This window comes from Halomonas sp. B23F22_20, from assembly GCF_043496985.1.
Lineage (GTDB): Bacteria > Pseudomonadota > Gammaproteobacteria > Pseudomonadales > Halomonadaceae > Halomonas.
This window is the reverse complement of record NZ_JBIEKH010000031.1, coordinates 18,747-40,794: the sequence shown is the minus strand read 5'-3', so window position 1 is coordinate 40,794 and position 22,048 is coordinate 18,747. Positions and strand designations below refer to the sequence as shown.

General features: G+C 69.8%; 25 protein-coding genes. 10 read left to right on the top strand and 15 right to left on the bottom strand.

Going from position 1 to position 22,048, the window contains the following annotated elements; genetic code table 11:
- Positions 1-167 precede the first annotated feature (167 nt).
- Genes ACGTN6_RS18870 through ACGTN6_RS18860 form a run of 3 tightly spaced genes read right to left on the bottom strand, consistent with a single transcriptional unit; the run spans position 168 to position 1,993 of the window.
- Positions 168-395 carry a DUF1653 domain-containing protein gene (locus ACGTN6_RS18870; protein ID WP_394594505.1) on the bottom strand — a complete coding sequence of 76 codons (228 nt, stop codon included), beginning with the start codon at positions 393-395 and terminating at the stop codon, positions 168-170.
- Positions 396-407: 12 nt separating this feature from the next.
- Positions 408-1,232: a tRNA cyclic N6-threonylcarbamoyladenosine(37) synthase TcdA gene (tcdA, locus tag ACGTN6_RS18865; RefSeq protein WP_394594504.1), complete on the bottom strand. Its 825-nt coding sequence runs from the start codon at positions 1,230-1,232 to the stop codon at positions 408-410.
- The gene (locus ACGTN6_RS18860; protein WP_394594506.1) at positions 1,229-1,993 is read right to left on the bottom strand and encodes a pseudouridine synthase; all 765 of its coding nucleotides are present in this window, start codon (positions 1,991-1,993) and stop codon (positions 1,229-1,231) included. Before ACGTN6_RS18860 ends, tcdA begins: the two co-directional genes overlap by 4 nt.
- A 151-nt stretch (positions 1,994-2,144) precedes the next feature.
- Between ACGTN6_RS18860 and ACGTN6_RS18855 the strand changes: the two genes are divergently transcribed.
- The gene (locus ACGTN6_RS18855; protein ID WP_394594503.1) at positions 2,145-2,867 is read left to right on the top strand and encodes an SIR2 family NAD-dependent protein deacylase; all 723 of its coding nucleotides are present in this window, start codon (positions 2,145-2,147) and stop codon (positions 2,865-2,867) included.
- 263 nt (positions 2,868-3,130) lie between these two features.
- The gene (locus ACGTN6_RS18850) at positions 3,131-3,877 is read left to right on the top strand and encodes a tRNA-uridine aminocarboxypropyltransferase (RefSeq protein ID WP_394594502.1); all 747 of its coding nucleotides are present in this window, start codon (positions 3,131-3,133) and stop codon (positions 3,875-3,877) included.
- Here ACGTN6_RS18850 and ACGTN6_RS18845 read toward each other — a convergent pair.
- Together ACGTN6_RS18845 and ACGTN6_RS18840 are read right to left on the bottom strand one after the other, a co-directional pair.
- Complete coding sequence (locus ACGTN6_RS18845; protein ID WP_394594501.1) at positions 3,874-4,041, bottom strand: hypothetical protein; 168 nt, start codon at positions 4,039-4,041, stop codon at positions 3,874-3,876. The two genes, ACGTN6_RS18850 and ACGTN6_RS18845, sit on opposite strands and share 4 nt — an antisense overlap.
- Positions 4,025-4,486, bottom strand: a complete 462-nt coding sequence (locus tag ACGTN6_RS18840) for a MarR family winged helix-turn-helix transcriptional regulator (RefSeq protein WP_394594500.1) — start codon at positions 4,484-4,486, stop codon at positions 4,025-4,027. The genes ACGTN6_RS18845 and ACGTN6_RS18840 overlap by 17 nt, the downstream gene beginning before the upstream one ends.
- A 163-nt stretch (positions 4,487-4,649) precedes the next feature.
- On the opposite strand from ACGTN6_RS18840, the gene ACGTN6_RS18835 reads away from it, so the two are divergent.
- A complete protein-coding gene (locus tag ACGTN6_RS18835) occupies positions 4,650-5,597 on the top strand; it encodes a bile acid:sodium symporter family protein (RefSeq protein WP_394594499.1) in 948 nt (315 codons plus the stop codon).
- A gap of 71 nt (positions 5,598-5,668) precedes the next feature.
- Here the strand turns inward: ACGTN6_RS18835 and ACGTN6_RS18830 are convergent, their stop codons facing one another.
- The 7 genes from ACGTN6_RS18830 to def form a co-directional block, all read right to left on the bottom strand.
- Positions 5,669-6,907: a TraB/GumN family protein gene (locus tag ACGTN6_RS18830; RefSeq protein ID WP_394594498.1), complete on the bottom strand. Its 1,239-nt coding sequence runs from the start codon at positions 6,905-6,907 to the stop codon at positions 5,669-5,671.
- Between the two features lie 171 nt (positions 6,908-7,078).
- A complete protein-coding gene (locus ACGTN6_RS18825; RefSeq protein ID WP_394594497.1) occupies positions 7,079-8,563 on the bottom strand; it encodes a TrkH family potassium uptake protein in 1,485 nt (494 codons plus the stop codon).
- Between the two features lie 106 nt (positions 8,564-8,669).
- Positions 8,670-10,043: a Trk system potassium transporter TrkA gene (gene trkA / locus ACGTN6_RS18820; RefSeq protein WP_394594496.1), complete on the bottom strand. Its 1,374-nt coding sequence runs from the start codon at positions 10,041-10,043 to the stop codon at positions 8,670-8,672.
- 105 nt (positions 10,044-10,148) lie between these two features.
- The gene (locus tag ACGTN6_RS18815; protein WP_183385907.1) at positions 10,149-10,352 is read right to left on the bottom strand and encodes a dodecin; all 204 of its coding nucleotides are present in this window, start codon (positions 10,350-10,352) and stop codon (positions 10,149-10,151) included.
- An 82-nt stretch (positions 10,353-10,434) separates the two neighbouring features.
- Positions 10,435-11,775, bottom strand: coding sequence for a 16S rRNA (cytosine(967)-C(5))-methyltransferase RsmB (gene rsmB / locus ACGTN6_RS18810; RefSeq protein ID WP_394594495.1), 1,341 nt, complete (start codon positions 11,773-11,775; stop codon positions 10,435-10,437).
- Positions 11,772-12,755, bottom strand: coding sequence for a methionyl-tRNA formyltransferase (gene fmt / locus ACGTN6_RS18805; protein WP_394594494.1), 984 nt, complete (start codon positions 12,753-12,755; stop codon positions 11,772-11,774). Before fmt ends, rsmB begins: the two co-directional genes overlap by 4 nt.
- 114 nt (positions 12,756-12,869) lie before the next feature.
- Positions 12,870-13,382: a peptide deformylase gene (gene def, locus ACGTN6_RS18800; RefSeq protein ID WP_394594493.1), complete on the bottom strand. Its 513-nt coding sequence runs from the start codon at positions 13,380-13,382 to the stop codon at positions 12,870-12,872.
- A gap of 165 nt (positions 13,383-13,547) precedes the next feature.
- Here def and ACGTN6_RS18795 point away from each other — a divergent pair, with 165 nt between their 5' ends.
- The 6 genes from ACGTN6_RS18795 (at position 13,548) to ACGTN6_RS18770 (ending at position 19,299) form a co-directional block, all read left to right on the top strand.
- Positions 13,548-14,639, top strand: a complete 1,092-nt coding sequence (locus ACGTN6_RS18795; protein WP_394594492.1) for a LysM peptidoglycan-binding domain-containing protein — start codon at positions 13,548-13,550, stop codon at positions 14,637-14,639.
- A gap of 9 nt (positions 14,640-14,648) precedes the next feature.
- Positions 14,649-15,764, top strand: coding sequence for a DNA-processing protein DprA (gene dprA / locus ACGTN6_RS18790; protein ID WP_394594491.1), 1,116 nt, complete (start codon positions 14,649-14,651; stop codon positions 15,762-15,764).
- Between the two features lie 37 nt (positions 15,765-15,801).
- The gene (locus ACGTN6_RS18785; protein ID WP_394594490.1) at positions 15,802-16,368 is read left to right on the top strand and encodes an L-threonylcarbamoyladenylate synthase; all 567 of its coding nucleotides are present in this window, start codon (positions 15,802-15,804) and stop codon (positions 16,366-16,368) included.
- Positions 16,369-16,397: 29 nt separating this feature from the next.
- Positions 16,398-17,321 carry an oxygen-dependent coproporphyrinogen oxidase gene (hemF, locus tag ACGTN6_RS18780; protein WP_394594489.1) on the top strand — a complete coding sequence of 308 codons (924 nt, stop codon included), beginning with the start codon at positions 16,398-16,400 and terminating at the stop codon, positions 17,319-17,321.
- 146 nt (positions 17,322-17,467) lie between these two features.
- On the top strand, positions 17,468-18,280 hold the full coding sequence (aroE, locus tag ACGTN6_RS18775; protein ID WP_394594488.1) for a shikimate dehydrogenase: 813 nt from the start codon (positions 17,468-17,470) through the stop codon (positions 18,278-18,280).
- Positions 18,281-18,288: 8 nt separating this feature from the next.
- Entirely contained in the window at positions 18,289-19,299 is a 1,011-nt protein-coding gene (locus ACGTN6_RS18770) for a zinc-binding dehydrogenase (RefSeq protein WP_394594487.1), read from the top strand.
- 7 nt (positions 19,300-19,306) lie between these two features.
- Here the strand turns inward: ACGTN6_RS18770 and ACGTN6_RS18765 are convergent, their stop codons facing one another.
- Both ACGTN6_RS18765 and ACGTN6_RS18760 read right to left on the bottom strand, forming a co-directional pair.
- Positions 19,307-19,567 carry a hypothetical protein gene (locus tag ACGTN6_RS18765; protein WP_394594486.1) on the bottom strand — a complete coding sequence of 87 codons (261 nt, stop codon included), beginning with the start codon at positions 19,565-19,567 and terminating at the stop codon, positions 19,307-19,309.
- A 3-nt stretch (positions 19,568-19,570) separates the two neighbouring features.
- On the bottom strand, positions 19,571-20,362 hold the full coding sequence (locus ACGTN6_RS18760) for a M48 family metallopeptidase (protein WP_394594485.1): 792 nt from the start codon (positions 20,360-20,362) through the stop codon (positions 19,571-19,573).
- A 119-nt stretch (positions 20,363-20,481) separates the two neighbouring features.
- On the opposite strand from ACGTN6_RS18760, the gene ACGTN6_RS18755 reads away from it, so the two are divergent.
- Entirely contained in the window at positions 20,482-21,351 is an 870-nt protein-coding gene (locus tag ACGTN6_RS18755; RefSeq protein WP_394594484.1) for an ATP-binding protein, read from the top strand.
- Here the strand turns inward: ACGTN6_RS18755 and ACGTN6_RS18750 are convergent.
- Positions 21,336-21,971, bottom strand: coding sequence for a hypothetical protein (locus tag ACGTN6_RS18750; protein ID WP_394594483.1), 636 nt, complete (start codon positions 21,969-21,971; stop codon positions 21,336-21,338). The two genes, ACGTN6_RS18755 and ACGTN6_RS18750, sit on opposite strands and share 16 nt — an antisense overlap.
- Positions 21,972-22,048: the final 77 nt, after the last annotated feature.

The window sequence follows — 22,048 nt, the reverse complement described above, 5'->3', positions numbered from 1 at the left end:
GGAAGGGGGCAGCAGATCGAGCTGCTCGCGAGACGCGCCGGTGATATAGCGTGCCATGATGAAAACTGCCCATCAGGAAACCTGATGGGCAGTGTGCCAGCCGAGGTTGTGTTTTGACACGGCCTGCATGGGGCGCCTTCTTGCGTTCGGCGTGAGCCTTGCCGAGCTCAGGAAAAGGCCTTCTCCAGGGCGAAGCGCGGCAGCGGCTCGCCTTGCACCTCGACGGTTTCCATGAACATGTCCAGCGGGCGCACCCACAGGCCATAGTCGCCGTAGAGGGCGCGATAGGTCACCAGCGGCTCCTCGGTCTCGCTGTGATGGGCCACGCCGATCACCTCGTAGAGCGGGCCCTTGTAGTGGCGATAGATGCCGGGCACGGGATGCGATACGTCCATGAGATCTCCGGGTCAGGGGGAGGAAGCGGCGTCGCGGGCCAGCCTGGCCAGGGTACGCGAGGCGGCCACGAAGCCGAAGCTGCCGGTGACGAAGGTCGCCGCGCCGAAGCCCGAGGCGCAGTCGAGGCGTGTGGCCTCGCCGTGGCCGGGCTTGGCATGGCAGATTTCGCCGTCGGCGCCGGGATAGACGAGCTGCTCGTCGGAGTAGACGCACTCCACCGAGAAGCGTCGCTTGGGGTTGCGCGAGAAACCGTGGTCGCGGCGCAGCCGCGAACGCACCTTGGCCAGCAGCGGGTCGTGCTCGGTGCGTGTCAGGTCGGCGACCTTGATGCGGGTCGGGTCGCTCTGGCCGCCCGCGGCGCCGGTCACGGTGATCGGCAGCTTGCGGCGCTTGCACCAGGCGATCAGCGCCGCCTTGGCCACCACGCTGTCGATGGCGTCGATCACGTGGTCGAGATCCTCGGGCAGCCGCTCGGCCAGGTTGGTGGGGGTCACGAAGGCGGCGTCCGCCACCACCTCGATGCCCGGCTGGATGGCCCGGCAGCGTTCGGCCAGCACCTCCACCTTGGGGCGGCCGACGGTGCCGTCCAGGGCATGCAGCTGGCGGTTGACGTTGGACACGCAGACGTCGTCGAGATCGATCAGCGTCAGCTTGCCGATGCCGGAGCGGGCCAGGGCCTCCACGGCCCAGCTACCCACGCCGCCGACCCCGATCACCGCCACATGGGCGGCGCGGAACCGGGCCAGGGCGCGGGCGCCGTAGAGGCGCCGAATGCCGCCGAAGCGCAGCTCGTGGTCGTCGGTCTCGAGAGAGGCGGGGTTCGGGAAGTCGTTCATGGCAGTTCACTGGGCTCGGGGGAGGGGGCGCGGCGGTTGGCGGGCAGGTGACCTGCCCAGCCGAAATGCTGGAACAGTTCGGTCATGGTCGCATCCAGGGCGCAGCCCAGGTCCAGTCGGTGGCCCTCCACCGGATGCTCGAGACTCAGGCCCACGGCGGCCAGCAGCAGCCGTGGGCAGTCGAGATGGTCGGCGAAGAAGCGGTTGTGCACGCCCTTGCCGTGCTTGGCGTCGCCGATGATCGGGTAGCCGCGCTGGGACAGGTGGCGACGGATCTGGTGACGCCGCCCGGTCAGCGGCCGAGCCTCCATCAGCGAGTAGCGGCTGGTGGGGTAGCGGTCGACCCGCACCGGCAGCTCGACGCTGTCAAGGCGCCGCACCTCGGTGATGGCCTCCATGGCTGGCATCTCGGCCTTGGGGCGGCGACCGTCCTCCTCACGCAGGGCGTACTCGAGGCGCTCGGCGGCCGGCCCGGTGCCGCGCACCACGGCGAGGTAGCGCTTGGCGACCCGGTGCTGCCCGAAGGCCTCGCCCAGGCGACGGGCGACCTCGGGCGACAGCGCGAACACCATCAGCCCCGAAGTGGGGCGGTCGAGGCGGTGCACCGGATAGACCCGCTGGCCCAGCTGGTCGCGCAGGGCCTGCAACAGGAAGTGGCGCTCGCCCCGGGCCAGAGCGCTGCGATGCACCAGCAGCCCAGAGGGCTTGTGCACGGCGACCAGGTGCTCGTCGTGATGGAGGATGGGCAGCGGTTCGGACATCGGCGGCTCGGGGATGTTGCGAGGGTGCCCATTGTCGCTGTGTGGCGTGTGGATGTCATCCATCGCCTTTCCGGCTTGTCCCCAGTGGCCTCTGCGCTGCCGGGACATAATATGGCAAGCTGAAGCGAGTTCCCCAACTCGCGAGACGACCATGAGCGACGCTTCCCGCCCCCATCTGGTGGTGCTGACCGGCGCCGGCATCAGCGCCGAGAGCGGTATCCAGACCTTCCGCGCTGCCGACGGCCTGTGGGCCGACGAGCCCGTGGAGGCGGTCGCCACTCCCGACGCCTGGGCCCGCGACCCCGAGCGGGTGCTGCGCTTCTACGACGCACGCCGCGACCAGGTGCGCCGGGCGAGCCCCAACGCCGCCCACCTTGCCCTGGCCCAGCTCGAGGCGGACGGTTTTCGGGTCAGTATCGTCACCCAGAACATCGATGATCTGCACGAGCGGGCCGGCTCGCGCCGCGTGCTGCACCTGCACGGCGAGATACTGATGGCGCGCTCCAGCGTCGACCCGGCGCTGCGCTATCCGCTGCCCCGGGGCGGCATCCGCCTGGGCGACCTGTGCGACAAGGGGGGGCAGCTGCGCCCTGACGTGGTGTGGTTCGGCGAGGCCGTGCCGCACTATCCTGCTGCCTGCGAGATCGTCGCCGAGGCCGACCTGCTGCTGGTGGTCGGCACCTCGCTGGCGGTGATGCCGGCCGCCATGCTGCTCGAGCAGGCACCGCTCGGCTCGCCCTGCGTGTTGGTGGACCCCGAGGCCCATGCCCTGGCGCCCCCGGGAGTGGCATGCCTCGCCACGCCCGCCGGTGAGGGCGTGCCAGGGCTGGTTCGCCACTGGCGCCACGAGGGGCGGCTGCGGGTGCCGGAGTGAGGTTTGGCTGCGGACGATGGGCTACGGGCTACGGGCTACGGGCTACGGGCTACGGGATACGGGCTATGGGCTATGGGCTATGGGCTATGGGCTGCGGGCATCAAGCTGCGGGCATCGAGCTGCGGGCGACGGGTATCGAGCTGTGGACTGCAAGCTGCGAGGCGTAAGTAGCTCGGGTTGGGAGGTGATGGCTGAGAGGTGAGGAAGAGAGGCGTCGTGGTCATGCTAGAATGGCGCTCCCCTTTCCGGCCCGATGATGCCCCATGCAGGACGACACTTCCCGCTCCGATCATGCCGATATCGATCCCGGTACCGGCCGACCGCGCCCGCCGCGTCGCGAGTTCAAGGCCCGCGGCAGCTTCGTGCGGCGCTGCGAGGGCTGCAACCTGCCGGCGCTGAACTGCCTGTGCCCTTATCGGGTGACGGCGGACAGTCGTACTCGCGTCTGGCTGCTGACCCATCCGCTGGAGCACTACAAGCCCACCAACACCGGCCGGTTGATCCGCGACGTGCTGCCTACCACCGAGGTCTTCACCTGGTATCGCACCGCGCCCGACCCGCGGCTGCTGGCGCTGCTCGAGGACGAGCGCTATGCGCCCTTCGTGATCTTCCCCGATGACCAGGAGGATTACGCTCATCGCGTCGTTGGCATGGAATGCGTGGCGGCGCGTCAGCAGGCAGGGCGGGTTCCGGTGTTCTTGATCCTCGATGGCACCTGGCGTCAGGCGCGTCGCATCTTCCGCAGGAGCCCCTACCTGGCCAACCTCCCGGTACTGCCGCTGTCCACCGACCGGTTGACCCGCTACCGGCTGCGCAAGCCGGCCTCCTCCGAGCACCTGTGTACCGCCGAGGTGGCTGTGGAACTGCTACGTCAGGCCGGCGACGTCGAGGCCGCCGGCCGGCTCGACGACTACTTCGACGTCTTCAACGACAGCTATGCCGCCAGCCGCCGCCACGGCAAGATCGCGTCGCCGACACCGGCCATGCAGCGGCTGCTGGCGGCGCGTTAGGCGGTACTCGCCGCCTGAGTGCGCCGGAAGAAGGCCGCCTGCACGCGCAGGGCCTGCCGGCCGTGCACCCAGTCGCGATGACGGATCACCTGACGCCGGAGCGTCTCGATCTGGGTGGTGTCGGTGTCGTGATAGCGTGCCTGGCGCTCACGAGGATTCCTCATTGCCCTCGGCGTCGCCCTGCAAACGCCGGTCGAGGATCTCCAGGGCCTCGACGAGGGTTTCTAGCCGGGCGTCGTCGAGATCGGCGAGCAGCGTCTTTTCGGCAGCCTGCAGGTCGGCGCGAAGGGTCGTCACGGCATCGCGTCCTGCCGAGGTCAGAAAGATTCGTTTGGTACGACGGTCCCGAGGGTCGCACTGCCGGCGGACCAGGCCTCTGGATTCCAGGCGATCCAGATGGCGCACCATGCTGGAGCCCTCCATGCCCACGAACTTGGCCAGGTCCTTCTGGCTGAGACCGTCGCCACCCGCTTCGAGATGGAACAGCGGCGCCCAGCTGGTATCGGTGTGGCCGGCGAGGGCCAGCCGGTGGTCGAGGGCGCGGCGCCAGCGGCGCGATACAGTGGTAAGGCGGATGCCGAAGCGTTCCCGGGCGGAGGTCGTTGTCATGCAATAAGTTCTCTTGCTAATTATTTTCCGACAACCTACCACGTCCGGCCGGGCTTGTCAGTCATTGCCCGCGCGCCACGTTGCAACGACCATAGGAGGCCGCGGGGCGACCCGCGAACGAACGAGCCGGAGAGGCCGCTAACCATCAACGCAAGGACACGTCATGTCATTCTTCGAACGCTTCAATCGCCTGTTTCCCGTCTGGGCGGTGCTGCTGGCGGCACTGGCTGCCTTCCAGCCGCAGCTCTTCACCGGCCTGGCCGGTAGCATCAAGACGCTGCTGGTGGTCATCATGTTCGCCATGGGGCTGACGCTCTCGAAGGCGGATTTCGCCCGGGTAGTGAAGTCGCCGGCGCCTATCGCGGTGGGCGTGGCGCTGCAGTTCCTGATTATGCCGGTGGCGGCGCTGGGGATCTCCCGGCTGCTGGGCCTGTCGGATGCCCTGACCATCGGCATGGTACTGGTCGGGGCCACCGCCGGAGGCACCTCATCCAACGTCATGACCTGGCTGGCCGGCGGCCGGGTAGCGCTTTCGGTGTCGATGACCATGGTCTCGACGCTGCTCTCGGTCGTCGCTACGCCGTTGCTGACCCTGCTGCTGGTCGGTCAGAGCGTCGACGTGCCGGTGGCGGGGATGCTGACCAGCATCGCCCAGCTGGTGGTGGCGCCGATCCTGATCGGGGTGATCGTCAATCACTGGCTGGGAGATCGCATCGCCCGGGTCGAGCCGGCGCTGGCGAGCCTGGCGATGCTGGCCATCGTGGTGATCATCGCCATCGTGGTGGCCCTCAATGCCGAGCGGCTGGCGACCCTGGGCCCGATCGTCGCGCTGGCGGTGGTTGCCCACAACGCCATCGGCCTGGCCGGCGGCTACGGCCTGGCTCGGGCGCTGCGCTTCGACGAGCGCACGGCCCGAACCATCGCCTTCGAGGTGGGGCTGCAGAACTCCGGGCTCGCCGTGGCGTTGGCCAACCAGTTCTTCACCGCCACGTCTGCCTTGCCGGGGGCGCTGTTCTCGGTATGGCACAACGTCTCGGGCTCGCTGCTGGCCGGCTGGTGGAAGCGTCGTTCGGCGGCTGACGAGCCGTCACCGGCGCTGCAGGCGCGCTGATCAGGGCCGCGGCACGACAAGGGCCCCGGGCAGTGATGCCCGGGGCCCTTTCGTCGTGGGGGGTGGCGATGTCAGCCGCCTAACAGGGCACCGGCGATGCGGAAGCCGGCGATCCAGGTGCCGGCGGCGGAGCCCAGGGTCGCGGCGAGGAACACCAGCAGGGTGCGCGAGACCCGGTTGCGCCACCAGCCCTTCAGTTCGGTGACGTCATGGCGCAGGGTGGCGAAGTCGCGCACCTTGGGCTTGCGCATGGCGAGCTCCACCCCGGCGGCCACGAAGCCGGCGCCGATGGTGGGGTTGAGCGAGGTCAGCGGCGCGGCCACCACGGTGGCGGCGACGGTCAGGGGGTGGGCCAGTGCCACCAGGGTGGCGGCGCCGGAGAGCACGCCGTTGATCAGGAACCATTCGGCCACCAGCTGCCAGCCGAGCTCGGTATTGCGCGAGAAGCCGATGGCGAAGCCGGTGAGTACCAGGGCGGTGATGACCCAGGGCAGCGCCTTCCACACCTTCGACGGCGGCGGCGTAGCCTCGAGCGTCTCGCGCTCAGGGGTCGGGGATTCTGGCAGCGGCCGCTCCAGATGCTCGGCCATGCCCTTGAGGTGGCCGGCGCCGATCACCACCAGCACGTGGCGGTAGCGCCCCGGTGGGCACTGCTCGGCCAGGCGCAGCACCATGTAGCGGTCGCGCTCGCTGATCAGCGGCGTGAACAGGGTCTCGGACTCGGCGGCAAACTCGCTGAAGGTGGACTCCAGCACGTCGCCCTCCTTGAGCCGTTCGATATCCGCCGCGGAGACGTCCTGCCGCGACAGCACTCCGCCGAGCAGCCCCGAGAACAGCGAGAAGCGCTGCCACCAGGGCACGTTGTGGTAGATACGCTTGAGCGTCACGCCGACGTCGCGGTCGATCAGCACCAGCGGCAGGTTTCGGGCCCGGGTCTCCTCGAGGGCGGCGCGCATCTCGGCGCCGGGCTCGATGCCGGACTGCTCGGCGACGCGCTGCTGGAAGGCGCCCAACGCCAGGCTGGCGGCCACCATGCCGGCCTTGCCCTGACGGAAGATCTGGAACAGGTCCTGCTCGCCCAGGGCGTCGGGATTGGCGAGATTCTGGTGACGCGAGTCGCACAGCTCGATGGCCACGGCATCGAACTCGCCGGAGTCGATCAGCTCGCGCACCTCGTCGGCGCTCTCGGCGGAGACGTGAGCGGTGCCCAGCAGGGTGTAGCGGGTCTCGCCCACCTGGAGGGTGCGGCGGGGACCGCCGCCGGCGGCCTGCTCGCGCTCGACGGTCGCGGTGTCCTGGGAGTCGGTCATGGACGCTCGGGTCTGAAGGGTGAAGGCTCGATTATCCACGAAGCCCGCCGGCGGGCCAAACCCGCCGGGGGCGCTTGCACCGGCTTTGCGAGTTGTCGCGGCACCGCGTCCGATGGAATGCCTGGGGACGCGCTGATTTATGCCGCGCGCAGCAATAAATCTGCGTTTTCCCTACTTGCGCCAGAACATCTGGGTGAACAGTACCAGCACGGTGAGGATTTCCAGGCGGCCCATCAGCATGCCGATGCACAACAGCCACTTGGCGGCGTCGGGCAAGGTGCTGAAATTGCCCGCCGGGCCGATGGTATCGCCGAGGCCCGGGCCGACGTTGGCGACCGCCGTCGCCGCGCCCGACAGCGCGGTGACCAGGTCCAGGCCGAGCAGCGAGAGCCCCAGGGCGAGCCCGGCGATGGTCAGGAAGAAGAAGAACGAGAAGGCGATGACGCCGCGGGTAACGTCATCGGTCAGCGGGTGGCCGTTGTAGCGGGCGGAAAAGACGCCGTTGGCGTGGACGAGGAAGCGTAGCTGGTTGCGCAGCAGGATGGTCGCGACCTGAAAGCGGAACACCTTCATGCCGCCGCTGGTGGAGCCGCTGCAGCCGCCGACGAAGGTCAGGTAGAAGAAGGCGACGACAGCTAACGGTCCCCAGGTGCTGTAGTCGTCCGCGGCATAGCCGGTGGTGGTGACCACCGAGACGACGTTGAAGGTCACCTGGGTCAGGGATTCGAAGGCCGCATCGCCCAGCCAGATGCGCCAGGCGGTGAGCATGGCGATGACGATCGCCAGCAGGCCCAGCAGGCCGCGCACCTGCTGGTCGTGCCACAGGGCCATGTGGGCGCCGCGCAGCACCCGGATGTAGATCACGAAGGGCAGGGCGCCGCCGAGCATGAACAGGCTGCCCATCCACAGCAGATGGGGCTGGTCGGCGTAGGCGCCGAAGGAGGCGTCCGAGTTGGCGAAGCCGCCGGTGGCCACCGAGGTCATGGCATGCACGACGGCGTCCAGCGGGGCCATGCCGCCGAGCCAGTAGCTCGCCGCCGCGGCCAGGGTCATCCCGCAGTAGATGGCAAGGGTTGCCTTGGCGATGCCACCGGTGCGCGGCATGACCTTGTCCGACCAGTCCGAGGACTCGGTGTGGAACAGCCGCATGCCGCCGACCTTGAGGAACGGCAGGATGGCGATGCCCATGACGATGATGCCGACCCCGCCTAGCCACTGCATGATGCCGCGCCACAGCTTGAGGCCGTCGGACAGCCGGTCGATATCGGTCAACACCGTGGAGCCGGTGGTGGTGATGCCCGACACCGATTCGAAGACCGCATTGGCGAACGACAGCTGGGGCACGCCCAGCGCCAGCGGCAGGCTGGCGAAGCCGCTGATAGAGACCCAGCTCAGGGTGGTCAGCACGAACATCTGCCAGGGCTTGAAGCTGATCTCCACGCGCAGCGTCGACAGCAGCACCGCGGCCACCGAGCCCAGCACGATCAGGATCGACAGGCCGAAGGCCGTGGCGTCGGCGTCCTGCTCGAGCAGCAGCACCAGCCAAGGCACCAGCATGAAGGCCGCCAGTACCAGCCACAGCAGCGCCAGCACCTTGAACACCGGGGCCCAGTGGCGGGTCCGATACAGGGTCGCTCCAGTGGTCTGCAGGCTCATGGGCGCGGCTCCACGGGGCGTGCGGTCAGTCGGCTGACGACGTCGGCGAGCGATGACGGGTGTCTCATGCGGGGTCCCTTCCCTTGCGTGCGGGCTGCGGCGGAGCTCAGAAGAAGGTCAGGCCGACCTGGAAGAGCCGCTCCACGTCACGGATGCGGCGCTTGTCGATGACGAACAGGATCAGGTGATCGCCGGACTGGATGACCACGTCGTCGTGGGCGATCAGCACGTCCTTGCCGCGCACCACGGCGCCGATGGTGGTGCCCCGAGGCAGGTCGATGTCGCCGATGGCGCGCCCCACGACCTTGGACGATTGCTGATCGCCGTGGGCGATGGCCTCGATGGCCTCGGCGGCGCCGCGGCGCAGCGAGTGGACGTTGACGATGTCGCCGCGGCGCACGTGGGTGAGCAGGCTGCCGATGGTGGCCTGCTGAGGCGAGATGGCGATGTCGATCTCGCCGCCCTGGACCAGGTCCACGTAGGCGGCGTTGTTGATCAGGGTGAGGACCTTCTTGGCGCCCATGCGCTTGGCCAGCATCGACGACATGATGTTGACCTCGTCGTCGTTGGTCAGCGCGCAGAAGATGTCGCACTCCTCGATGTTCTCTTCCTCCAGCAGGCGCTTGCTGGTGGCGCTGCCGTGAAGCACCACGGTGCGGTCCAGGCGCTCGGAGAGCTGGGTGCAGCGCTCGAGGTTGTGCTCGATGATCTTCACCTGGTGGCTGTGTTCCAGGTGCTCGGCGAGGCGCTCGCCGATGTTGCCGCCGCCGGCGATGATCACCCGGCGGAAGTCGCGCTCGAGGCGCCGCAGTTCGCTCATCACCGCGCGGATGTCGCGACGGTCGGCGATGAAGAACACCTCGTCATCGGCCTCGATGACGGTGTCGCCGCGCGGGATGATCGGCCGGTTGCGGCGGTAGATGGCGGCGACGCGGGTGTCCACGCTGGGCATGTGTCGGCGCAGGAAGCCCAGCTCCTGACCCACCAGCGGCCCGCCGTAGAACGCCTTGACCGCAACCAGTTGGACCAGGCCGCCGGCGAACTCCAGCACCTGCAGGGCGCCGGGGTGCTCGATCAGCCGGCGGATATGGTCGGTGACCACCTGCTCGGGGCTGATCAGCACGTCGATCGGCACCGCCTCGTGGGCGAAGAGGCCCTTGCGGGTCAGGTAGGCGGTAGCGCGTACCCGGGCGATCTTGGTCGGGGTGCGGAACAGCGTGTAGGCGACCTGACAGGCGATCATGTTCACCTCGTCGGAGTTGGTCACCGCGATCAGCATGTCGGCGTCTTCGCAGCCGGCCTGGCGCAGCACCATGGGGTAGGAGCCGGCGCCGGTCACGGTGCGGATATCGAGCCGGGTGTGAAGCTCGCGGAGCTTCTTGGCATCGGTGTCCACCACCGTGATCTCGTTTTCTTCGCGTGCCAGGTGCTCGGCCAGGGTACCGCCGACCTGGCCGGCGCCGAGGATGATGATCTTCATCGCGTGTCACAGTCCGCAGCAAGACGGACGGCGCCGCGGGTGCGCCGTCGCATGGGTGGCGGCAAGCCTAAACCAGCCGGGGATGGATGAACAGGGCGAGCCCCGTCAATCCAGGGTGAAGCCGACCTTGAGGGTGACCTGCCAGTGGGCCACCCGGCCGTGCTCGATGTGGCCGCGGGTGTCGATGACCTCGAACCAGCGCATGCTGTGCAGGCTCTCCGAGGCCTTGGCCAGCGCGCCCTGGATGGCATCCTCGATTCCCTTCTCGGAGGTGCCGGTCAGCTCGATGTGCTTGTAGGTATGGCTCATGGTGTCGTCCTTTGGCAGCGAGGAAATGGTGAGGATGCCGACCAGGGGCGGTGCTCGTGTCCCTGGTCGGCATCCTGGCCGCTCAGGCGGCGCGCTTCCTCAGTCTGGCATAGAAGAAGCCGTCATGGCTGTCGATGCTCGGCAGCAGCTGGCGCCCTGCGCCGGCAGGGCGTCCCCAGGCCACGCCTTCGGGGGTGGTCACCTCGGCATCCGGCGTGCGCGCTAGGAAATCGGCGATCTGGTCGGCGTTCTCCTCGGGCAGCACCGAGCAGGTGGCGTAGAGCAGGGTGCCGCCCGGGGTCAGCAGCGGCCAGAGGTTGTCGAGCAGCCGGGCCTGGAGCTCGGCCAGCTTGGCGATGTCCGAGGGCCGGCGCAGGCGCTTGATATCGGGATGGCGTCGGATCACGCCGCTGCCCGAGCAGGGGGCATCGAGCAGGATGGCGTCGAAGGACGTGCCGTCCCACCAGTCGCGCTGGGTCGCGTCGCCATGGGCCAGCTCAGCGGACAGGCCCAGCCGAGACAGGGTGTCCTCCACCCGTGCCAGGCGGGCGTCGTCGCTGTCGATGGCCTGGAGCTCGATGTCGAACAGCTCGAGCAGGTGAGCGGTCTTGCCGCCCGGGGCGCAGCAGGCATCCAGCACTCGGGCGCCGGGCCGCGGGGCGATCATCGGGCCTAGCAGCACCGCGGCGAGTTGGGCCGCCTCGTCCTGGACACTGACCAGGCCCTCGTCGAAGCCGGGCAGGGAAGCCACATCGCGAGGCTTGTCCAGGGTCAAGCCCTCGGGGGCGTGCAGGCACAGCCGCGCGCCGATGCCCGGCGAATCGAGACGTTCGAGGTAAGACTCGCGATCGCCGTGGCGGCGGTTGACGCGCAGCGTCATTGGGCCTGGCTGATTGTTGGCCTCGCAGATGGCACGCCAGTCGTCCGGCCAGGCCTGGCGAAACGCCTTGAGCCACCACTTCGGATGCAGCAGGGCCACGGCGGGGTCGCGATCCACCTCGGCCTGCAGGGCCGAAGATTCGCGCTGCAGGCGACGCAGGCAGCCGTTGATCACCCGGGTCGCCCAGGCCTTGTTGAGCATCCGTGCGGCTCCGGCGGTCTCGCCCACCGCGGCATGGGCCGGAATGCGCAGGTAGAGCAGCTGGTAGATGCCCACCAGCAGCAGGGCCTGGATGTCGGCGTCGCGGGCCTTGAAGGGCTTGTCCAGCAGCTTGCCGGCGAGCGCTTCGAGTCGGCACAGGGTGCGGCAGCTGCCAAAGCACAGCTCCTTGAACAGGCCGCGGTCCCGGGACACGACCTGGTGGTCGTCGAGGTTGTTGAGCGAGCCCTTGCCGGTGATCACCGGAGCCAGGGCCCGGGCGGCGGCGGCGCGCACCGCCAGGCCGTTGTCGAGGGACTTGGAACGTCCGCCGTGGTTGCTCATGAGCTGGTCTCCCGATGCGGCTGGCCCAGGCACAGGCCCGGGGGAAAGCGATCCGCGCGGGCCTTGAGCAGCTCGCGGACGTCCAATGCCTTGCCACCGGGCAGTTGAGCCCGGGTCACCCGCAGAACCTGATCGCCGGCCGCGCCGCAGGCAATCTGCAGTGCGTCGCCTTCGGCGGCGATCAGGGTGCCGGGGGCGGCGGCATCGCCTTCGCCCGGCGTCGCCTCGGCCATCAGCAGCCGCAGGCGGTCGTCGCCCAGCGCGCACCAGGCCACCGGCCAGGGATTGAAGGCGCGGATGCGGGCGGCGAGCGCCTCGGCGTCCTCGCGAAAGTCGATCTCGGCCTCGGCCTTGGAGAGCTTGGCGGCGTAGGTGACGCCGGCCTCGGGCTGGGGGGTGGCCTCCAGGCCCTCTCCGGCCAGGGCGTCCAGGGCCTCGACCAGCGCCTTGCCGCCCAGCTCGGCCAGGGTATCGTGCAGTTTGCCGCCGGTGGTGGCGGCGGTGATCGGCGTGCGTTCGATTCGCAGCATGGCGCCGGTGTCCAGGCCTTCGTCCATCTGCATGATGGTCACGCCGCTCTCGTCGTCGCGTGCCTCGATGGCGCGCTGGATCGGGGCCGCACCGCGCCAGCGCGGCAGCAGCGAGGCGTGAACGTTGATGCAGCCGAGCCGCGGTGCATCGAGCACGGCGCGCGGCAGGATCAGGCCGTAGGCCACGACCACCATGATGTCCGGCTCCAGGGCGGCCAGTTCGGCCTGGGCGTCCGGCGTCTTGAGGGAGGCCGGCTGATAAACCGGCAGGCCGTGTTCCTGGGCCAGCGCCTTGACCGGGCTTGGCGTGAGCTTGCGCCCGCGGCCGGCAGGGCGGTCGGGTTGGGTATAGACGGCGACGACGCGGTGGGAGCTCGCCAGCAGCGCTGCCAGGCTCTCGGCAGCGAAGTCGGGCGTGCCGGCGAAGATGACGCGCAGGGGTCGGGACATGGGATCGAGGGCCTTGCCGAAATGAATGCCCCCTATGATAACGGAGCGAAGCGCAAACGACGAAGGCCGGCGCCATCAACGGCGCCGGCCTTCGCGATCATCAGCGGTTGCGGGTCAGGCGGGCTGCTGCAGCCTGTGGCGCTTCTGCATCTTCTTCATCACCCGGTTGCGCTTGAGCGGCGAGAGGTAGTCGACGAACAGCACGCCCTCCAGGTGATCGTATTCGTGCTGGATGCAGTGAGCCAGCAGGCCCTCGGCCTCCAGTTCGTAGGGCTGACCATCACGGTCCAGGGCCTTGAGGTGAACCTTGAGCGCGCGGGGCACCTCGGCGTAGTACTCGGGGATCGACAGGCAGCCTTCCTGCATGGGCTCGCGCTCGTCGCCGATCGGCGTGTACTCGGGATCGATCAGCACCAGCGGGGTGCTCTGGTCGTCGCTGACGTCCATGACGATGACCCGCCTGTGGACGTCCACCTGGGTGGCGGCCAGGCCGATGCCGCGGGCGTCATACATGGTCTCGAGCATATCGTCGATCAGTTGGCGCACCTCGTCGTCGACCGTCTCCACGGGGGCCGCCTTGGTGCGAAGCCGCTCGTCGGGGAATTCGAGAATGGGGAGTTTGGCCATGGCGTTGGTGTCACCGTTATGCTGTCATTCAGGGAATGCGATCATTCTAGAAGCCTGCGGGTCGCGGTGAAACCACGCCCCGCGCATCGTACCGATAGCATCAGACTATATCACGGCGGCGAGGTTCCTGGGGCTGCCGCGATCACCGGGCGAGGGACCGTGGGGATGAGACACACTGGACGCGTCAAGCTCGCGAGGCACCGGCTGGGAGCGCTGGCCCTGGGGCTCCTTGCCGCCGCCGCCATCTCACAGGCGCAAGGGTTGGCCTGGGACGATGGCCTGCGCGACGACGCCCCGGACCGCTACACCGTGGTGCGCGGGGATACCCTCTGGGACATCGCCGCGCGCTTCCTGCGCCATCCCTGGCAGTGGCCGGAAGTCTGGCAGGTCAATCCCCAGATCGAAAACCCGCACCGGATCTATCCCGGCGATACCGTCACCCTCCACGACTGCGGCGGGCGACCCTGCCTGGGGCTGGAACGCGGCCGGAACGTGGTACGCCTCTCGCCGGAGATGCGTGCCGTACCGCGACGCGAGGCCATCGCACCGATCCCGCTGGAGGCGGTGCGGCCCTTCCTGCGCGGCCATCGGGTCGTCGGCGATCCTGCGTCTCTCGACGAGCTGGCTTACGTGGTGGCCGGCGATGACGGTCGCCTGATCAGCGGGGCGGGTGACCGCTTCCATGCCCGTGGGCGCGTTCCCGCCGACGGGCGCGTCGGCATCTATCGTCCCGGCGAACGCTATCGCGATGAGACCAGCGGCGAGCTGCTGGGGCTCGAGCTCGAGAGCGTGGGCGAGGCCCGTCGAGTGCGTCAGGAAGAGGACATCGCGGTGCTCGAGGCCACCCGGGCCAGTCGCGAGATCCGCAGCGATGACGTCCTGCTGCCGCTGGAGGCCGGATTTCCGCTCACTGGCTTTCAGCCCCGGGCGCCGTCGCAGCCGGTCGAAGGCCGCGTCCTGGCGGTACCCGATGGGGTGCGTTTCTTCGGGCGGCGGCAGATGGTCGCCCTGGACCGCGGCACCCGCAATGGCCTGGCTCCCGGCCACGTGCTGGCGGTGGAACGGCGCGGCGAATGGGTCGCCGATCCGCGCAGCGGCGAAATGCTGAGGCTGCCCGGCGAGGAGGCCGGCCTGGTGATGGTCGTGCGAGCCTTCGAGAAGATGAGCTACGGCCTGGTCATGCGCGCCAGTCGTCCCCTGGCGGTGGGCGACCGTCTCCACAATCCGCGCCCGGTCCTGGGCACGGCGCAGCGTTAGGTGCCGCCCATGTTGACGGCCAGGGAGTGGCTGCTGCTGTCGCGCTTGCCCGGTCTCGGGGCCGTGGGGCTGGCCGAGTTGGTGGCTCGCTCGCCGGCCTGGCCCGCTGGCTGGCTGGCGGTAATGCCGCCCGAGGCGGCGACGGCACTGCGGCTGTGGCTTGAGCATCCCGACAAGAGCCCGCTGCGCGGAACGCTCGATGCCGACGAGGCCTGGTTGGCCGCGGCCCCGGGCCGCCATCTGCTGCACCCCCATCATCCGGACTGGCCCGCGCTGCTGGCCCAGATCCCCGATCCGCCGCCGGTGCTGTGGGCCTGGGGCGACCTCACGGCGCTTGCTCCGCCGCGGCTGGCCATGGTCGGTACGCGCAAGCCGACCCGCGAGGGCCTCAACAATGCCGCCGGCTTCGCCCGGGCGCTGGCCAGCCGTGGCTGGGGCGTGGTCAGCGGCATGGCGTTGGGCATCGATGGCGCCGCCCAGCACGCGGCCCTGGAGGCCGGCGGGCGCAGCGTGGCGGTGCTCGGCGGCGGGGTGGACGTGATCTATCCGGCTCGCCATCGCGCCCTGCACGAGCGGCTGCGCGAGCCGGGTGGACTGCTGCTCTCCGAGCATCCGCCGGGCACCAAGCCTCACCCGGCCTATTTCCCGCGCCGTAATCGCATCGTCACCGGACTGGCGCGCGGCGTGCTGGTGGTGGAAGCCGCCGAGCGCAGCGGCTCGTTGGTCAGCGCGCGACTGGCCGGGGACCAGGGCCGCGAGGTGTTCGCCGTGCCGGGATCGATCCACAACCCCCAGGCGCGCGGCTGCCTGAAGCTGATCCGCGACGGCGGCGTACTGGTGCGCGACGTCGACGACATCCTTGCCGAGCTGCCGGCCTGGAACGCACCGCAGGAGATGCCTCCCGCGCCGCGCGAGACAGGCGATGAGGCGTCGCCATCGTGCGGAGACGATCCCCTGCTGGCCTGGCTCAGCGACACCCCGACGCCGGTGGACGCCCTGGTCGGCCTCACCGGGCTGAAGGTGGCCGACTGTCAGCGGCGGCTGCTGACGCTCGAGCTGGAGGGGCTTGCCGCCCCCGCCGTCGGCGGTTGGGTGCGCCTGCCGGGGCCTGGGGGAGCATGGTAGAATCCCGGCCCATGCCCGTGACCGCCAGTATTCTACGATGATTCAGGACACCGCTCTTGCCACCGCCGTGGCCGCCCTGCGTGCCGGCGGCGTGATCGCCTATCCTACCGAGGCCGTATGGGGCCTCGGCTGCGACCCCGACGATGCCGAGGCCCTGATCCGGCTGCTGGCGCTCAAGCGCCGCGACCCGGCCAAGGGCGTGATCCTGGTGGCCGCCGATATCGACCAGCTCGCGCCCTGGTTGGAGGGGCTCGACGCCGAGCGCCGCGCGACCCTGAGCACACCCTGCGACACGCCGACCACTTGGCTGGTGCCGGACAACGGCCGGGCGCTGGCGCTGGTGCGCGGCGAGCATGATCGGGTGGCGCTCAGGATCAGCACCCATCCGCTAGTGGTTGAGCTGTGCCGGGCCTTCGGCGGGCCCATCGTCTCGACCTCCGCCAACCGCGCCGGCGAGCCTTCGGCGATGAGCGCCGAGGAGATCCGCGCGATCTTCGGTCAGGCGGGCGAGGAGCTCGACGCCGTGCTCGACGGCCCTCTGGGCGGCCACGACCGCCCCAGCACCATTCGCGACCTGGTCACTGGCCGGGTGCTGCGCGACTGATCCTTTTCGCTGCCGACCAAGGAGGCCCCGTGGCCTACGCCCATCTCGACCCCGTGAAGACCTACCTGCTCGATCTCCAGGACCGGCTGTGCGAGGCCCTGGCCGCCGAGGACGGTCGGGCGAGCTTCCGCGAAGACGCCTGGCAGCGTGCCGAGGGCGGCGGCGGTCGCTCGCGGGTGATCGAGCACGGCGCGCTGTTCGAGAAGGGCGGCGTCAACTTCTCCCACGTGTACGGTGCTACCCTGCCGCCATCGGCCACGGCCGCGCGTCCCGAGCTCGCCGGCCGCGGCTTCCACGCGGTGGGCGTGTCCTGGGTGCTGCACCCGGAGAATCCCCATGTGCCCACCAGCCATGGCAACGTGCGCTTCCTGATCGCCGAGAAAGAGGGCGAGGACCCCGTGTGGTGGTTTGGAGGCGGCTATGATCTGACGCCCTTCTATCCGGTGCTCGAGGACGTGCGCCACTGGCACCGAGTGGCCCGTGACGCTTGCGCGCCCTTCGGCGAAGACGTCTATTCGCGCTACAAGACCTGGTGCGACGACTATTTCTATCTGAAACACCGCGACGAGACCCGCGGCGTCGGCGGGCTGTTCTTCGACGACCTCAACGAAGGCGGCTTCGATCACTGCTTCGCCTTCCAGCGAGCGGTCGGTGACAGCTTCCTCGATGCCTACCTGCCGATCGTGCGGCGCCGCCGCGAGACGACCTTCGGCGAGCGCGAGCGCGACTTCCAGCTCTACCGCCGCGGGCGCTACGTGGAGTTCAACCTGGTGTGGGACCGTGGCACGCTGTTCGGCCTGCAGAGCGGCGGGCGCACCGAGTCGATCCTGATGTCGATGCCGCCGCTGGCACGCTGGGAGTACGCCTGGACGCCGGCGCCCGACAGCCCCGAGGCGGCGTTGACCCGCGATTACCTGCATCCCCGTGACTGGCTCGCGGAAGATACCGACTAAGCGCCTGAACGCCGGCATCGCGCAGTTCCGGACGCCAGCCCGGCCGACCTCCTCCGCCGCGTCGCTGTCGATGCCGCACCCGGGCGCCATGCGCGTCCTGGCGTTCGACGGCGTCTTAAACGCCTTCTGGACAACCTGGAGCTCCCATGACTGACCGCTACTGCGTCTTCGGCCACCCGGTGGGCCATTCCAAGTCACCTGCCATCCACGCCGCCTTCGCCGAGCAGACCGGCGAACGGCTCGAGTACACCGCCATCGAGGCGCCGCGGGACGACTTCGCCGGCGCCTGGCGCGCCTTCGTCGAGGCGGGCGGGCGCGGCGCCAACGTCACCGTGCCTTTCAAGGAGGACGCCTACCGGCTGTGCGACACGCTCACCCCGAGGGCCGAGCGCGCCGGGGCGGTGAACACCCTGATCCTCGAGGCCGATGGCCGCACCCGCGGCGACACCACCGACGGCGCCGGCCTGGTCGGTGACCTCGAGCGCTGCGGCGTGACGCTGGCCGGTGCACACATCCTGGTGCTCGGCGCCGGCGGCGCGGTGCGCGGCGTGCTGGAGCCGCTGCTCGCGGCCGGCCCGGCGAGCCTGCACATCGCCAACCGCACCGCCGCGAAGGCCAGCGCCCTGGCCGCGGACTTCCGCGACCTGGGCAAGGTGAGCGGCGGCGGCTTCGGCGCGGTCGAAGGCTCCTTCGACGTGGTGATCAACGGCACCAGCGCCAGCCTCGGCGGCGAGCTGCCGCCGCTGCCCGATGACCTCTTTGCCCCCGGGGCGACCGCCTACGACATGATGTACGGCGCCGAACCCACCGTCTTCCTGCGTTGGGCCAGCGAGCGCGGCGCCGAGACCCTCGACGGCCTGGGCATGCTGGTGGGCCAGGCCGCCGAGTCCTTCATGCTGTGGCGCGGGGTGCGTCCGGACGTTACCCCGGTGCTGGAGACTCTGCGTCGGGCGCTGTGAGCCGCGTCATGACCCGCGCCTGGCATCTGGCCCTCACGCCGCGGGGATTGCCGGTTGCCGAGGACTTCGTCTGCCGCCGGGCGAGCCTGGCGACGCCCGCGGAGGGGGAAGCGCTGGTCGTGCCCCACTGGCTCTCGGTCGACCCCTACATGCGCACCCGGATGCAGCCGACGGGTTACGGCTACCTGGACAAGTGGCGGCCGGGCAGTCCGCTGTCGGCCTGGGGTCTGGCGCGGGTGATCGAGTCACGCGGCTCGTGGCGAGAAGGCGATTGGGTCATCGGTCACATGCCGGTGGCCGAGCGCTGCCTGCTGCGCCCGCCCTCCGACGAGGGCGGCCTGCCGCTGGTGCTGCCGGCCGACCAGCCCCGCCCCCAGCAGTGGCTCCACGAGCGCGGCATGACCGGCTTCACTGCCTGGCTGGGGATGCGTCGCTATGGCCGGCCTCAGCCCGGTGAAAGCGTGCTGGTGTCGGCAGGCGCCGGAGCGGTGGGCGGTCTCGCCGTGCAGTGGGCCCGACGTGCTGGGGCGAGGGTCGTCGCCACCGCAGGCAGCGCGGCCAAGCGCGACTGGTTGCGGGAGACCCTGGGCGTGGCCGCGGCGCTGGACCACCACGCTCCCGATATCGCGCCGCGCCTCGCAGCGTCGGTGCCGCAGGGCCTCGACCTGGACTTCGAGCAGCTAGGGGGAAGGGTGTTCGAGGCCGCCATCGATGTGCTGGCCCCGGGCGGGCGAGTGGTGCTGTGCGGTCTGGTCAGCCAGTACCACGACGCCGAGCCCCGGCGCGCGCCATCCAACCTTGGGCGGCTGACACGGATCGGTGCAGGCATCACACCCTTCGTGGTGCCGGGCCACGAGGCGGCCCACTGGGCCGACTTCCAGCGTGAGATGGCGGCGCTCGACGGGCTGCTACGGGCGCCGTTGGACGTTGTCGAGGGTTTCGCGGCCTGGCCGCACGCCTTCTGTGGCCTCTTCACCGGCGATACCGGCATCGGCAAGCGGGTGGTGCGCCTGGCCTGAACCGGCCTCAGCGCCGCCGCACGAGGCGCCCGGCCAGGCACATGCCCAGGCCGGCCAGCGAGAGCAGCAGACCGCCGTTGACCAGCCAGGGGCGGCGGTCGATCCAGGGCACGAAGGGCTGCGGGGCGTCGCGGCACACGCCTGCGAGGTAGTCCCAGTGGCCCTGCTGGATCAACTGACACTCGCGGACGTCGCCGAGCTCCAGGAAATAGGCGCCCATCAGGCCCAGCGGCGGCAGGATCAGCAGGACGAGGCCTAAGCGCAGCATGCTTCAGGGCGTGCCGCAGTCCGGCGCGGGGCCGGCCTGCCGGTAGCGTTGCAGCGCCTCGGGCATCCCGGCTTCCAGGCCGGCGATGCGGCTGCCATGGCTGGGGTGGGTGGACATCCACTCCGGCGGCTGTCCGCCTCCGGCGCGTTCCATGTTCTGCCACAGCGCGATGCTGGCCCGTGGGTCGAAGCCGGCGTCGGCCATCAGCCGCAGGCCGATGGTGTCGGCTTCGCTCTCGTGGCTGCGCGAGAAGGGCAGCAGGATGCCGTACTGGGCGCCCATGCCCAGTGCCGCCATCACCTGCTGGCCGCCGGCGCCCTCCAGGCCGGCAGCCGAGGAGAGCACCGAGAGGCCGAGGTTGGTGGCGCTCTGGGTGGAGGCGCGCTCGTTGGCGTGATGGGCCAGCACGTGGCCGATCTCATGGCCGATGACCGAGGCCAGCTGGTCCTGGTTCTCGGTGATTTCGAGCAGTCCGGTATTGATCCCCACGTATCCGCCGGGCAGTGCGAAGGCATTGGCCGAATCGTCATCGAAGACCCGCACCTGCCAGTTTTCCTGCTGCAGCTCGGCCGGCAGGGCGGCGACGATCTCGCGGGTGATGCACTGTGCAAGCCGATAGGGAGCCCCGCCCACGGTGGTGCGCTCCTGCTGGTATTCGGCGAAGGCCTGGGCGCCCATCTGATCGAGCTGCTCGTCGGACATCAGGGTCAGCTGCGAGCGTCCGGTGGGCGAGGTGGTGCAGGCGGCCAGGGCGGCGCTCAGGGCGCCCACGGCGAGACAGTGAATCCAGCGCATGAAGGACCTCCTGGGAGCCGGCCGTGGCGGTGCCACTGGACGGCGGATAAGGGTTCGCCACAAGATACCCCGACTGTCTGCAAGATCAAACGCGAAACCTGCAATCACGGAGGAAGTGCATGGACGACGAGTTGGCGCAGCGCCTGATGCGGCTGCTGGAGCGCGTGGAACCCTGGCTGCCGCCGGCCGCCGAGAGCGTCGACTGGCAGCGCGACGTGGCCGCGCTCTGGGAGCGCCATGCCCTGGGCGGCCGCCTGGTGCCGGTGCCGCCCCGGGACGCCCTGGCGCTGGACGACCTGCTCGGCATCGAGCGCCAGAAACGGGCGCTGGTCGACAACACCCGCGCCTTCCTGCACGGCCATCCGGCCAACCACGCCCTGCTGTGGGGCGCCCGAGGCAGCGGCAAGTCGTCGTTGGTGCGGGCGCTGCTCAACGGCCTGGCCGATGAGGGACTGCGTCTGGTCCAGGTGGACCGCCACGACCTGGCCGGCCTGCCTTCGCTGGTCAATCAGCTGCGCCATCAGCCGCACCGCTTCGTGGTCTACTGCGACGACCTCTCCTTCGAGGGCCACGACGACGCCTACAAGGCGCTGAAGAGCGTGCTCGATGGCACCCTGACCGGGCCGCCCGAGAACGTGCTGCTCTACGCCACCTCCAACCGCCGCCACCTGCTGCCCGAGTCGATGGCCGACAACGACGCTACCCGCCTGGTCGGCGAGGAACTTCACCATGGGGATGCCGTCGAGGAGAAGATCTCGCTCTCCGATCGCTTCGGACTGTGGCTGGCCTTCCACCCCTTCGCCCAGGACGCCTACCTCGAGGCCTGCGAACACTGGACCCGGCGCCTCGGCCGGCAGGACGACTGGGACGAGGCAGCGCGGGCCGAGGCGCTGCGTTTCGCCACCCTGCGCGGCGGACGCAGTGGTCGGGTGGCCTGGCAGTTCGCTTGCCAGTGGATCGGCCGGCGGCGGCTCTACGACGAGGCCTGATCGCCGAGCGGTCGCAGCGTGCCATCCTCGCCTACGGTCAGGCGCAGGGTTGGCGTCAGCAACCCGGCCGGCAGGGTCATGCCCAGGCCGCTGAGATCGCCGGGGGTGATGGCCAGTTCGCTGCCGGCGGGCAACTCGCCGGTGCGGCCCATCTGCCGGGCCAGGTCGACCAGCGGGGCCAGCTGGCTGCGGTCTCCCTGCAGCAGGTCGAAGGCTACCGGCAGGCTCAGGTCGGCATCGTCGCCCGGGCTCAGGGCCACGTCCTGCTCATAGCGGCCGCTGACCGTTTCGAGCCCCGGCACGTCGAGGTTCCAGTCGAAGCCGCTCATCCGCACGGCGGGTATCCCGGCGGGCAGGCCCAGGCCCATGGCCATGGTGGCCTGTATCGGCAGGCTGCCGGTACCCAGGCTGGAGGCGATCAGCGAAGTGAGGTCGGAGGTGTCGAGGCCGGCATCGAGGGCGTAGGGCCCGATGCGGATGTTCTCGACGCCGAGAGAAGTGACGGCCAGGCGGAAGGCGAACAGGCCGGTCTGTGGCAGTGCCAGGCAGCCGCCGAGCAGCAGCACCAGGCAGCCGGGAATCAGATAGCGCGCTCGGCGGCGCAGGAAACGCAGGGACATGACGACTCTCGCTAACGGGAGGGAATGGCTCCTGAGCGCTCGCGGGGGCGTGCCGTGTCGTCGACGGGGCATCGAGA